This window comes from Woronichinia naegeliana WA131, from assembly GCA_025370055.1.
Classification (GTDB): domain Bacteria; phylum Cyanobacteriota; class Cyanobacteriia; order Cyanobacteriales; family Microcystaceae; genus Woronichinia; species Woronichinia naegeliana.
Genome location: CP073041.1, coordinates 3939014 through 3951534, shown reverse-complemented (window position 1 = coordinate 3951534; position 12521 = coordinate 3939014). Strand labels below are relative to the sequence as shown.

Below are 12521 nucleotides of genomic sequence, written 5' to 3'. Positions count from 1 at the left end.
TCGAGGCATTGCCCAAAAATTAAGCGAAAAAGTGATAGAAAAGTTTACAGACAATCAAAGTCTCAAAGTCGTTGGTAAATTACTGGGCATTACAGAAGGAACAACTGTGGTTCTAGACTCAGAGGAAGAACTTAATTTTGTCATGGACTTTAGCATTTTTGAGTATCAAGTTGAGGGTAAAAATTTTGTCCAGAGATACCAAGAAGATGAGACAGCCAAGAAAACAGAGATAGAAACAGAAATACTTGCTGCCCAGGGTTTATCCTACACATCTTTGTTTAAAATAACAGAAACCGATCCGGTTAATGCGACCGTTACTTTGAGTGATCTTCTGAATAATAATCAGGAGTTAAAAATCATTAATATCAATCTCAGTCAAACGGCCTACCCTGGACTTCTTATCTTTACTCGCATTGAACCATTTGCTGATTTTAATGCCGCTTCTGGTATGTATGCCCTTTTTCCAGAGGTTTCAGAAAGAAGTTTATTAAAGAAAATGAAGATCATGATGAGAAAAGTTAAATCAGATGTTGAATCAGTTCAAAGATTTGTTGCCTTTTTTAAGTTAAATCGTAAGGAAGGATTGATGACCAAAACAGCCGAGGTATAGATGAGTTGCTGTGCATCTAAACGACAGCAATATTAATAGCCCTAGGTAAAGAGTCTGTTAGGATAGAAAACAGTCAGTTTATCAGTGCTTATGTTGAGTCAGTTTCGTCAGCAATATCCCCAGGGCAGTTTGACTAGTGAACTGTTAATGATTGATCATGGGCTTTACATCGTTCGAGCGATAGTTCAGGTAGAAAATATCCCCTTAGCCAGTGGGTTAGCCGCCGCCGCCAAGCTTGAAGACGCAGAAGATCAGGCAAGATTGAGAGCTTTATCCCTATTGGATCTCAACCTGATCGCTACCCTTGAACCTACTGCTCTTCCCATTCCCCCCGCTCTTCCCATTCCTCCCACCCTTCCTACTTCTCCCCCTCTTTCCACTCCCCCTGCTGTCTCGGAATCCTTTCCTGTACCGAAAACCCCCCGAAAAACAGCCAAAGTTGCTCCGGCAAAGGCAGAAGTGATGCCTTTAATCTCAGAGCCAGAAGCTGCTATTCCCGAAATTACTGTTCCCGAAATTGCTATTCCCGATGTTTCAACTACTGTCCCTTCTGTCATTGAGCAAGAAGCACGGGCGGCTCTGCCCCTAGAATCCTCGGCTGAAGCGGCGGAACCCGTATTAACCCCAGAACCCGCACCAGCATTAACCTTAACCCCACCTCCGGCCCTTACTCTAACGATGGAACCAGAACTTGTTTTGTCGTCTCCTGAACCCCTACCTTTACCAGAAATCCTAGAGCCGGTTTTATCTTTGTCACCGCCGGAAGAAGTCCCTCTTCCTCTGGAAACGCTTCAGGAACCCTTGGCAATGACCACAGAAGCAGCGATCTCCGTTACGCCCGTTGAATCGGAAGTGTCTGAAACAGTTGAAATTCCTGAAGTTCCCGAAACGGCTGAACCCTCTAAAGTGACTCCCTTGGGGATTGATCCGAATGCCCCCATTGACTTCTCTGAAATTATTTCCCGTAGCAATGTGGAATTGAAACGCTTGGGCTGGACAAGTGATCAAGGTCGTAATTATCTGTTGCAAACCTATGGCAAGCGATCGCGGCAACTGCTTTCAGATGAAGAACTATTAGAATTCCTCGTCTATTTAGAAGCCCAACCCAATCCTGTTTAAGGCGATTAGCGGCGAATTAGACCGAACCTTCTACAATAGGGGATGTTTGTCAGACGCAATCATCACTTAAATTTAGCAATATCAATACCGATGGATACTAAAGCATTTAAACGCTCCTTACAAAAATCGGATAATTATCACCGCAAAGGATTTGGCCACGATAAGGAAGTCATGGGGGTAATGAATACCGAATATCAAAGCCAATTAATCCAAGAGATCCGACAAAATCACTATCGCTTAGAACGGGGCGATGTCACCCTTTGTCTGGCGGAGGCTTTTGGCTTTTGTTGGGGAGTGGAACGGGCCGTGGCCATGGCCTACGAAACCCGGCAGCATTTTCCTAACCAACGGCTGTGGATTACCAATGAAATTATCCATAATCCCTCGGTTAATGAACGGTTACGACAAATGGAGGTGGGTTTTATTCCGGTTGAGGGAGATGTGAAGGACTTTAGCCAAATCGCTCAAGGAGATGTGGTGATTTTGCCCGCCTTTGGAGCCAGCGTCACGGAAATGCAGATTCTCGATCAGAAGGGTTGCACCATTGTTGATACCACTTGTCCCTGGGTTTCCAAAGTCTGGAATTCGGTCGAAAAGCATAAAAAAAGTCAATATACTTCCATTATTCACGGTAAATATAATCACGAAGAAACAATCGCGACCAGTTCCTTTGCGGGAACCTATTTAATTGTTCTCAATTTAGAGCAGGCTAATGATGTCTGTGACTACATTCTGCACGGCGGCGATCGCCAGGTTTTTCTCGACAAATTTAAAAATGCCCATTCCGTCGGTTTTGATCCAGATCGAGATTTGGAAAGTTTAGGGGTAGCAAATCAAACCACCATGCTCAAAAGTGAAACCGAACAAATTGGCAAGCTTTTTGAGAAAACCATGATGAAAAAGTATGGCCCGACGGTTTTAAACGAACATTTTATGAGCTTTAATACCATCTGTGATGCGACCCAGGAACGTCAAGATGCCATGTTTGGCTTGGTAGAGGAAGAGCTTTCCTTGATGGTGGTTATTGGCGGTTATAATTCTTCCAACACGACCCATTTACAGGAAATCGCCGTTGAGCGTCAGATTCCCTCCTACCACATTGACAGTGCCAGCCGCATTGGGCCCGGTAATCGAGTCGAACATAAACCCCTGGGTAAACCGTTAGAAATCGCTGAACCCTGGTTGCCAGATGGGAAAATTGTTGTTGGCATTACCTCTGGAGCTTCTACCCCTGATAAGGTTGTAGAGGAGGTAATGGAGTGCCTATTTGCTATTAAAGGCATTAATCATTAGCCGTCTAAAAATGACATTAATTTCCAAGGCCCATGAAAGTTGTCGGATTTATTACCCAGGTTTTGTTGGTGTCTTTGCTGATATCCTTGGCGATCAAGTATGGGGGGCCAGCTTTAGAGATTGAACCCACAGCTTTGAATGCTCTGTTCGGCATTACGGTTCCCCCGTTAATCATTGCCTTTGTACTTATTTGGCAGATGGGACTGGGGAGGAAGTCAACGTGACTTTTGCCCAGGGGGTTGGTTTTCTCACCCTACTATTGGCTTTAACGACGTTATGGCGTATTCGGCAATTGTTGCTGTTACTCTTTGCGGCGATTATTGTGGCCAATGCTCTCAATCATTTCGTGATCCGTTTACAGCGTCAGAGATTACCGAGAGGTGGGGCGATCGCTGTGGCCGTTACGAGTTTACTGGGTAGTTTGGGATTATTTATTTGGCTGATTATTCCTCCTTTTTTAAGTCAGTTACGAGAACTGGTTACCCTGGCTCCCCAAGGCATTAATCAAGTTATAGAGCAACTGAAAGAGATCGCGGCCCAAACTGATCCTGAATTAATCCATGCTTTACCCAATTGGCAACAACTCGGTCAACAATTACAACCTTTATTAAATCAGATTGCAGGTCAGGGACTCAATATTTTTTATAGTACTCTTGGCTTGCCCCTGAGTTTATTATTATTATTAGTTTTGAGTTTGATGTTATTAGTGAATCCTCAACCTTACCGCCGAGGATTTGTTCGTCTCTTTCCAGCCTTTTATCGTCACCGTCTCGATCAAATTCTAAGTTTGTGTGAAGCTTCCCTGGAAGATTGGTTAATTGCCCTGCTGGTGAATATGGGCGTTGTCACTGCCCTGAGCTTTGTTAGTTTATTTTTACTGCAAGTCCCCCTCGCTTTGGCCTTGGCTTTAATCGCTGGATTGTTTACCTTTATCCCCTATATTGGGCCACTGATTAGTCTGATTCCCGCAATGGCGATCGCCCTTTTAGATCATCCTTGGAAGGCCGTTATTATTTTAATTATTTATACAATTATTCACCAGTTAGAAAGCCATTGGATCACCCCCAAAGTGATTCCCAAACCCTTACCATTGTTACCTGGCATGATTCTTTTAGCTCAAGTCTTTTTTGCCAGTTTATTTGGTTTTTTGGGGCTATTTCTAGCCGTTCCTCTCAGCGTAGTTAGCCAAGTGTTACTTAAGGAAATTTTCATTAAAGATATTCTCGATCAATGGCGATATTCGTCTCCCCATGCTGATCATTAAGTCTGCCTATTTTCCTAATTTTCCTATTTTATGATGCGAACAGTTGCCGAAATTAACGAAAAAATTAGCCAAAAAAAAGCAGTGGTCTGGACAGTGGATGAGGTCAAGGCTAAAGTCTTGGAATTAGGGATTGAGAAAGTTGCTAAACAGGTGGATGTGGTTTGTACAGGAACCTTTGAGTCGATGGAATCCTCTGGGGCGATCATTAATTTAGGTCATACCGATCCCCCCATCAAGATTCGTCAATGTTGGCTAGATGGGGTTCCTGCCTATGCTGGCTTTGGGGCTGTGGACTTATATATTGGGGCAACGGCCATGAGTGACTATCAGAGCAGTGGAGATAGTCTAGAGGGAGAGTTGCGTAATCATCCGGCCGCTTCAGAACGGGGGGGAGGCCATGTGATTGAGGATTTAATTGCGGGTAAAGCTGTCTCTTTGCGGGCGATCGGCCAAGGTACGGATTGTTATCCCCGCTCCTCCTTAGAAACCCTGATTACCAGTAAAAGTATTAATCAGTTTTATCTCTACAATCCCCGTAATCTCTATCAAAATTTTATTGTCGGGGTTAATGGCGGTGATCGCCCTTTATTCACCTATCTTGGCCCTTTGCTGCCCCGTCTAGCGAATGCTGTTTATTGTAATCCTGGGGCCATTTCTCCCCTTTTCAATGATCCAGAACTAGAGGTAATTGGCATTGGCACTCGTATTTTTCTAGGAGGGGGAGTGGGCTATATCGCTTGGGAAGGAACTCAATATTTTCCCTTACAAAAACGATTACCGAATCATACGCCCATTGGCCCGGCTGCAACCTTAGCATTAATAGGAGATGCTAAACAAATGAATGCTCGTTGGGTACGGGGCTGTTATTTTAAAAATTATGGGACATCTCTGATGTTAGGAGTGGGGGTTCCCTTACCTGTTCTTTCTGAAAAGGTGATCGAACGCTGTGCCGTGCTGGATCAGGATATTGTGGCTCCGGTGGTGGACTTTTCGATTCCGCGCCGTGTTCGTCCGACGTTTGGTTTGGTTTCCTATGCTCAACTTAAAACGGGTCGCATGACTATTGAGGGAAAAAGTGTGCGAGTTGCCCCCCTAGGTAGTATTGCGCGATCGCGTCAGGTCGCCATTGAATTACAAACTTGGATTAAAAACGGGCAATTCTTATTAGCTGAAGGCGTGGTTCCTTTAGCCCGTGATCGCACTTTTATTCCCCAGGATTTATTAGGCAGTCAAAGATTGTCGGAATAGCCTCGCAATAAGTTAGTGAACTATTTAAAAAAACAGCTAATTTGTATTATTTTTAGTTTTTCTATGTTACGTACAGAATATGGATTTTAAAGCAATCTCTACTGCAAAACCAAGAGACAGAATAATGCTAGAGATCAATTAAGAATCTGATTGAAAAAAGCTTTTGATCTTCTCAATAACACCTTGGAGATCTTGCCAAGAAAACTTAAGCAGAGAAAAAATCCCTACCGCAATTAATACAGTTCCAATCAGAACATTGCTGTCATAAAGAAATAGACCCACTAGGACAATAAAATAAGGTGAAAGAATGCCACTAATTCTCTCAACTACATTGACAATTTCAGGGGAGTTATTCATAGTTTTATTTAAATTAAACTCAGTGTCATCATTCATCATTTCAGCATCCGTATTCTCTAATTCCATTTCCTTAGAAAATAGAATTGCTTCAAGGTCGTTACCTTCGCTATCTTGAGAGTCTTTGGGGAATTTTCCAAACATTTTGGCTTTGAGTTGGTAGTAACATTACAGTGTCATGAAACCATCATACCCAAAAACTTGTCAGACATCTCCTCTTTAATTGAGCCATCATGTAGTAAATTTTGACTCAATAGTTGTTCGGGGGATTACGGTGAGAATTCTGGTTGATAGAAAGAACATCCTTCACAAGGGCCCATCGGATTCACAGCACAGCGAAGGTGATAGGAATGAGCATTATAGCGGCAACTAGAATCACCGATAAAATCCTCATAATGTTCAATTTGAGAGGTCTCTGGCAACGAGGAAAAGAGGGTTCGAGTTCGATAGTAGTTTAATACTCGAATCCGTCTCATACGTTCATTGAATCTTCGTTTAGCTCTACGAACAAGAAACCACGAAACGAGGGCAGAAATTAACGCAATCCCCAAAACAAGAACGATTTCTAGTGCGAAATAAGAAAGGAACACCAACTCAAAGACGATGATTGTGACTTCTTAATTCTAGATTGAATTTTTCAATGTCTGGGATTTTCGTTGCCAAACCTTAACTCTAATCTTGCTGTAATTTTTTCGTTGATGATATCTTCTGATCCAATGGCGGAAGTCTTACAGTGCCGTGACCCAGGATAAGCTATCAACGAATTATTTACAGGTAGAAATATTTAACTACGGCGGGCTTTGTCACCTTACCCATAGCATTACGGGGCAAGGATTCTAGGGTCAGAATGCGAGTTGGCACCTTATAGATCGCTAATTGTTCCTTGGCCCAGAGACGAAAGGTTTCTAGGTTTAAATGACATTCTGGTTGTAGTACCAGAGCCGCACAGACCCGTTCCCCCCATTCGGCATCCATTACACCTACAACGGCACAGTCTTGAATAGCGGGATGGGTACGCAGAACTTCTTCAATTTCCAACGCTGATACCTTATAGCCGCCGGTTTTGATAATATCCACACTGAGGCGGCCTAAAATCCTATAGTTCCCTTGGCTGACAATGGCCATATCTCCAGTGCGAAACCAACCATCCTGAAAAGCTTGAGCGGTGGCAGTAGGATTTCGCCAATATTCCAAAAAGACATTGGGGCCTTTGACTTGAATTTCGCCAGGGTTCTCGACACTGACTTCTAGGCCCTGTTCATCCACTAAACGCACTTCAACAGCCGGTAAAGGTCTGCCCACACAACCCGCTTGTCGTTGACCATGGAGAGGATTAGAGAGGGCCATGCCAATTTCCGTCATGCCATAGCGTTCTAAGAGGAAATGACCACTGATTCCTTGCCATTTTTCTAATACTTTGACCGGTAAGGCGGCTGAACCCGATACCATTAAACGCAGGTTAGCACAGCCTTGGGAATATTGTTGTTGGCGATCGCGGTCACTGGCCTCCCAAGCGGCAATTAATTTAGCATAGATGGTGGGAACTGCCATAAAAAGGGTTAAATCCCCTTGACTGAGACGATTCCAAACCACGTCGGCGGCAAATTTATCGAGGAAATGACATTCGGCTCCGGCCCATAAAGCGCAGGTAAGCACATTAATAATGCCGTGAATGTGGTGTAGGGGTAAAACGTGCAGAATGCGATCGCGGCTTGTCCATTGCCAGGCCGTCATTAAACTGGTGACTTGTGCCTGAATATTGTGATGGGTGGTAACAACTCCCTTGGGTTTGCCCGTTGTGCCACTGGTGTAGAGAATTAGGGCCCGTCGTTGGGGATCTAAAGGGGGTAATGGGCCAATCTCTTCCGGTAAGGGGTCAGTCGTCAATATAAGCGGTATTTGCTTTTCGGCGGCGATCGCGCTTAATGCTGACTCAAATTGAGGATGGGCAATCAGAATGGAAGCATCGGCTTGGTTGATCACATATTCCAATTCGGGGCGAGGATGGGAAACACAGAGCGGAACTGCAATTCCTCCTGCCTGCCAAATGCCCCATTGAGTGACAACATAGTCAAAGCCAGGCGGAACGAGAAATGCCACCCGTTGTTCTTGCAAATCTGCCGTTGCTTGTAGCAGTCGCCTCGCTAACTGGCCAGAACGTTGAAGTAACAATCCATAGGAAAAAGCCTGGCCAGAAGCAACAATGGCGATATTTTGAGAAGATTGCCGCGCACGCGCAAAAAGAGGAAGAGTCACGGTCTTTTGCCTATATTTTCTCTTATGGATTCAGGGCAAACGCATCTAAATTCTAGACTCCTTATCTGATAAGACTTTCAGCGTTTCATAAAAAATCAATCATGATCTCGGAAACCCTTATCCAGCCTACCTTTCAAAAATAAGATGCGTTCGCCCTGCTTATGGATTAAGATAGCTTGACTGTTGTAAGAAAATTACCAAAAAACAAATTAGGGACAATTCACAAGCATTGCCCCTAGCAAAAACTTAGGCCATTGACGATTAGAGAACGCCAATGCTGGCCAAGCCTAAAATAGCACCGGCTCCTAAAATATGTCCAAAACAAGTTGTACCTAATACTGCACCCAGACCAAATCCACCAAACATATTGGAAGCAGGCATAGCCGGGCCAGTACTGGGTTGTTGAATCGTGAATTTACCAAAGGCGATCGCCAAAATATTGCAAATGATCATCACCACAGCAACTTTAGGACTCCATTCCAGAGTAGTGGGGACAGTGGTAGCCAGTAATAAAGTAGAATACATGAGATTTTCCTCAAGAATCAGAGTCATATTAAGTTTTTTATCTTAAAGGCCAACCTGACCTTCACCACTCACCTGTTGCAATACTTAACGAAATCTTCAACTATGACCTACTGTTTAGGACTCATTAACCGTTTTGGCATTGTCATGGGAGCCGATTCCCGCACGAATGCTGGTGTTGACTACATTTCTGCCTATCGCAAACTCTTTGACTTTTCGGTAACAGGAGAACGGGTCATCATTCTTTGTACCTCTGGCAACTTATCCGTCAGTCAAGGCGTGATTAATCAAATTAAGCGGGATCTTCGTAGTGAAGAGGAGCAGACCCTGCACACCCTGATGAGCATGAATGACGTGGCTCACTACATTGGCACTAAAGTTCGTCAAATTCAAGACCGCGATCGCCTTTGGTTAGAGCAAGACAAGATTGACTACCATTGCAGCTTTCTGTTGGGAGGACAAATTCGGGGCGAAGAACCCCAGCTATTTCTCATTTATCCCCAGGGAAATTATATTCAGGCAACCAAAGAAACCCCTTTCTTGCAGATTGGCGAAACGAAATACGGTAAACCCCTATTGGATCGCACCATTACCTACGATACGCCCCTAGAAGCCATGGCCAAGTGTGCGTTATTATCAATTGACTCGACCATGAAATCCAACATTTCTGTTGGCCCACCTATTAATTTAGTCATGTATAAAACCGATAGTCTAACGCTGCGAAACAAATTACAGTTAAGACTGGGTGATCCCTATCTGGCTAAGATGCGGGGTTTATGGGAAGAATATGTGCGCCATGCCTTTGAATCCATGCCAGAGGTGGAATGGGATGCCAATTTAGTCGATTCTGGAGAAAATATTTTTATTGATTAAAGCATAAATTAAAAACCAAAAAGACGACCCTGGGATTACCGACTTGCACTCCTAAGCGATCGCCTTTCTAGTCTTTCTAACCCTGTCAAGTTAAACAGAGAAGGCTATACACCAACGAGTTGAGGTTCAGGGCGTTTACTATGACGTACCCCTTCGATCGCCTCTGCATAATTGGGAGCCTTAAAGACAGCCGAACCTGCAACAATCGCATTAGCACCCGCTTCTAAAACTTGCCAGGTATTATTGGGTTTTAGTCCGCCATCGACTTCGATCCAGGGATCTAAGCCCTGCTCATCACACATCCGACGCAGTTGTTTAATTTTGGGAACCATTTCAGCAATAAAACTTTGGCCACCAAAACCAGGGTTAACACTCATAATTAACACCAAGTCACAAACGGGCAGCACATATTCCAAAAAGTCCAAAGGAGTCGAAGGATTGAGCACAACCCCAGACTGTTTACCCAATTCCCGAATCTGACAAAGAGTCCGGTGTAAATGGGGAGAAGCATTGTGTTCTGCATGAACCGAGATAATATCTGCCCCTGCCTTCGCAAAGTCTGCTACATATTTTTCGGGTTCAACGATCATTAAATGAACATCTAAAGGCTTTTTTGTATAGGGACGAATGGCTTCCACAATCAAGGGGCCAATGGTGATATTGGGAACAAAGCGTCCATCCATGACATCTACATGGATCCAATCGGCTCCGGCCCGATCAACAGCTTCAATCTCTTCCCCTAAGCGACTAAAATCTGCCGATAAAATCGAGGGGGAAACGACAATGGGTTTTTGGGACATGACTATTTCTTAACTGAGGCAAACTTTGGCTATGGCTTCAGTGTAAACAAAAATGGTATTTTCTGTAACTATCGACGGTTTGATTCTCAGGGCGAACGCATCTTATTTTTGAAAGGTAGGCTGGATAAAGGTTTCCGAGATCATGATTGATTTTTTATGAAACGCTGAAAGTCTTATCAGATAAGGAGTCTAGAATTTTGATGCGTTTGCCCTGATCATCAGAATGCTTTCAAGGAACAAATCGCAACTCAATTCGTCGGTGTTTTTCAATGATTACTGCAAGATGTTCCATCCTTTCCAGAAATTTTTCGTCAAACTTCTTCACTGATGTTGAATAAATTATCTGAGTGTACCTTAAACAGTCCTCGATATTAACCTTAGTGACTTGCCAAGTATTTTATCTAAGGGTGCGACCTCTAGTTGATATTAAATAAGGTTTTTAAAAAGTTTACTGGACATCGATTTTTCAATCAATCGTAACATACGATGTTCTGAAGTATCTACCGGCAAAAGGACTCATTAAACAAGGATTTATCAATTAGAGGTCACACCCTTATCTAATCTCAATTTATGGCTCCCAAAATCCAAAGAATTAGCCTAGGGCTTTTAAGTTCTATTTTATTACCGACGAATTTAGTGTTAGCTCAACAGCAATTCCCTGAACCTTTTGCCTACCCGACCAAAGGGCAAACTCCAGAACAACAACAACAGGATCATTTTGCTTGCTACACTTGGGCAAAACAACAAACAGGGGTTGATCCTTCCCAATTGTCCACTGCTACCACTACTCAATCTTCCCAACAAGGTCAAGTGGTACAAGGAGCCGCAAAAGGTTCTCTCCTCGGTGTCGTAGGTGGGGCGATCGGCGGAAATGTGGGGGAAGGTGCGGCGATCGGTGCAGGCGTGGGAGCTTTAGCTGGATTATTTCGGAAGCGGGAAGAACAACAGCAACAGGCTCAAGTTCAAGCCCAGACAAATAAAGCAGAACAACAACAATTGCAAACCTACTATAGTGCATGGACAGCTTGTATGCAGGGACGCGGTTATACCGTTAATTAATTATTATGGAAGCTCTAAAACACGAACTCAAGAAAATTGGCTCTCTTAGTCTTTTTTTCTTTATTGGCTATGGGTATATTCTCATTCTGATGAAGCTTTTTCTGAAGGAGTTTTCGGTTGATGTCAGTATTTTTACCAAAGTTGTGATTTATGCCTTAGTTTCAGCTAAATCCGTCGCGATTATGGATATGACTCCTTGGATGAATCGTTTTGCCGAATCTCCTCGTTATCTCCAAGTTCTTTACAAAACTGCGGTTTATACATTTGCGGTTTTCGTGTTGAGTTTGATTGAAAATCTTTTTCATGCTTATCACGAAACGAAGGCCCTAATACCAGCCTTGACCCTATTCCTAAAGACTCGCAGTTTTGATCGTTTTTTAGCGATTCTCCTCTGCGTCTCAGCCGTTTTCTTAATTCACAACATTTTTCAGGAACTTGACCAGTATTTAGGCAAAGGTAATCTTAGCAAATTTTTCTTTAAACCACCGCAATGATTGTTATCCTATTAACAACTACTGGAGACATTTGAATTATGGCTGTACGCAAGATTTCTATTTTCTTGTTAGGGACAATTTCCTCTGTTCTATTAGGTTTTTTAGGACAAAAATTTTCCCTCATTGCTCCCGTCCAAGCCCAGGATAATCCACCTGATCAGGCTCAAAATGCCGCGCTACAAGCTGTTGCCAAAATGACTGAGGGCCAGCGTACCTATTACCAAACAAATGGTCAATTTAAAGCAACAGTTGACAATATTCAACAAGACTTTGGGGTTATTCTACCTCAAACCTTTGACTATGCGGTACGAACAACGTCGGAAGCGGCATATAGTTACGTTATTCCAGCCCAATCTCCTTTAAAAGATCAGTTGAAAGCCTATGTGGGGGCTGCATTTCTCACCCCAAATCAAAATCCTAAAATTACGACAATTATTTGTGAGAATAATAAACCAGGAACCATTCGTCCCGCCGATCCTCAACTTGTCCGAGGAACTGATTTGAATAATCCCACTAAGCTTGCTTTAATCTGTGGGGATTTTTCTACGCAAGTTCCTGCCTCTATGTTCAATGAATAGGTTGTATGGCTTTATTCTTTAAACAGTTAGGGGTCTTTTGGTTCGCGATCG

14 protein-coding genes are annotated in these 12521 nt (G+C 43.4%); 9 read left to right on the top strand and 5 right to left on the bottom strand.

Annotation, left to right across the window (positions count from 1 at the left end):
- Positions 1-31: 31 nt before the first annotated feature.
- The 5 genes from KA717_20015 to KA717_19995 all read left to right on the top strand — a co-directional run bounded on the left by KA717_20015 (position 32) and on the right by KA717_19995 (position 5534).
- Complete coding sequence (locus KA717_20015) at positions 32-610, top strand: hypothetical protein (GenBank protein ID UXE58375.1); 579 nt, start codon at positions 32-34, stop codon at positions 608-610.
- Positions 611-694: 84 nt separating this feature from the next.
- On the top strand, positions 695-1729 hold the full coding sequence (locus tag KA717_20010; protein ID UXE58374.1) for a hypothetical protein: 1035 nt from the start codon (positions 695-697) through the stop codon (positions 1727-1729).
- Between the two features lie 90 nt (positions 1730-1819).
- Positions 1820-3022 (top strand): 4-hydroxy-3-methylbut-2-enyl diphosphate reductase, encoded by a 1203-nt coding sequence (locus KA717_20005; GenBank protein ID UXE58373.1) that lies wholly within the window; start codon positions 1820-1822, stop codon positions 3020-3022.
- Between the two features lie 220 nt (positions 3023-3242).
- Positions 3243-4286, top strand: a complete 1044-nt coding sequence (locus KA717_20000) for an AI-2E family transporter (GenBank protein ID UXE58372.1) — start codon at positions 3243-3245, stop codon at positions 4284-4286.
- Positions 4287-4319: 33 nt separating this feature from the next.
- The gene (locus tag KA717_19995; protein UXE64728.1) at positions 4320-5534 is read left to right on the top strand and encodes a homocysteine biosynthesis protein; all 1215 of its coding nucleotides are present in this window, start codon (positions 4320-4322) and stop codon (positions 5532-5534) included.
- A gap of 138 nt (positions 5535-5672) precedes the next feature.
- On the opposite strand, the gene KA717_19990 is transcribed toward KA717_19995, so the two are convergent.
- The 4 genes from KA717_19990 to psaK form a co-directional block, all read right to left on the bottom strand.
- The gene (locus tag KA717_19990; protein ID UXE58371.1) at positions 5673-6032 is read right to left on the bottom strand and encodes a hypothetical protein; all 360 of its coding nucleotides are present in this window, start codon (positions 6030-6032) and stop codon (positions 5673-5675) included.
- A 125-nt stretch (positions 6033-6157) separates the two neighbouring features.
- Entirely contained in the window at positions 6158-6478 is a 321-nt protein-coding gene (locus KA717_19985; protein ID UXE64727.1) for a DUF6464 family protein, read from the bottom strand.
- 178 nt (positions 6479-6656) lie between these two features.
- On the bottom strand, positions 6657-8144 hold the full coding sequence (locus KA717_19980) for an acyl-CoA synthetase (protein UXE58370.1): 1488 nt from the start codon (positions 8142-8144) through the stop codon (positions 6657-6659).
- 261 nt (positions 8145-8405) lie between these two features.
- On the bottom strand, positions 8406-8669 hold the full coding sequence (psaK, locus tag KA717_19975) for a photosystem I reaction center subunit PsaK (GenBank protein UXE64726.1): 264 nt from the start codon (positions 8667-8669) through the stop codon (positions 8406-8408).
- A gap of 102 nt (positions 8670-8771) precedes the next feature.
- Between psaK and KA717_19970 the strand changes: the two genes are divergently transcribed.
- Positions 8772-9539: a peptidase gene (locus KA717_19970; GenBank protein ID UXE58369.1), complete on the top strand. Its 768-nt coding sequence runs from the start codon at positions 8772-8774 to the stop codon at positions 9537-9539.
- 104 nt (positions 9540-9643) lie between these two features.
- On the opposite strand, the gene rpe is transcribed toward KA717_19970, so the two are convergent.
- Positions 9644-10339, bottom strand: coding sequence for a ribulose-phosphate 3-epimerase (gene rpe / locus KA717_19965; protein ID UXE58368.1), 696 nt, complete (start codon positions 10337-10339; stop codon positions 9644-9646).
- Between the two features lie 570 nt (positions 10340-10909).
- Here rpe and KA717_19960 point away from each other — a divergent pair.
- Genes KA717_19960 through KA717_19950 form a run of 3 tightly spaced genes read left to right on the top strand, consistent with a single transcriptional unit; the run spans position 10910 to position 12470 of the window.
- Positions 10910-11398 (top strand): glycine zipper domain-containing protein, encoded by a 489-nt coding sequence (locus KA717_19960; GenBank protein ID UXE58367.1) that lies wholly within the window; start codon positions 10910-10912, stop codon positions 11396-11398.
- 5 nt (positions 11399-11403) lie between these two features.
- Positions 11404-11892: a hypothetical protein gene (locus tag KA717_19955; protein UXE58366.1), complete on the top strand. Its 489-nt coding sequence runs from the start codon at positions 11404-11406 to the stop codon at positions 11890-11892.
- A 38-nt stretch (positions 11893-11930) separates the two neighbouring features.
- On the top strand, positions 11931-12470 hold the full coding sequence (locus KA717_19950; GenBank protein UXE58365.1) for a type IV pilin-like G/H family protein: 540 nt from the start codon (positions 11931-11933) through the stop codon (positions 12468-12470).
- Positions 12471-12521 lie beyond the last annotated feature (51 nt).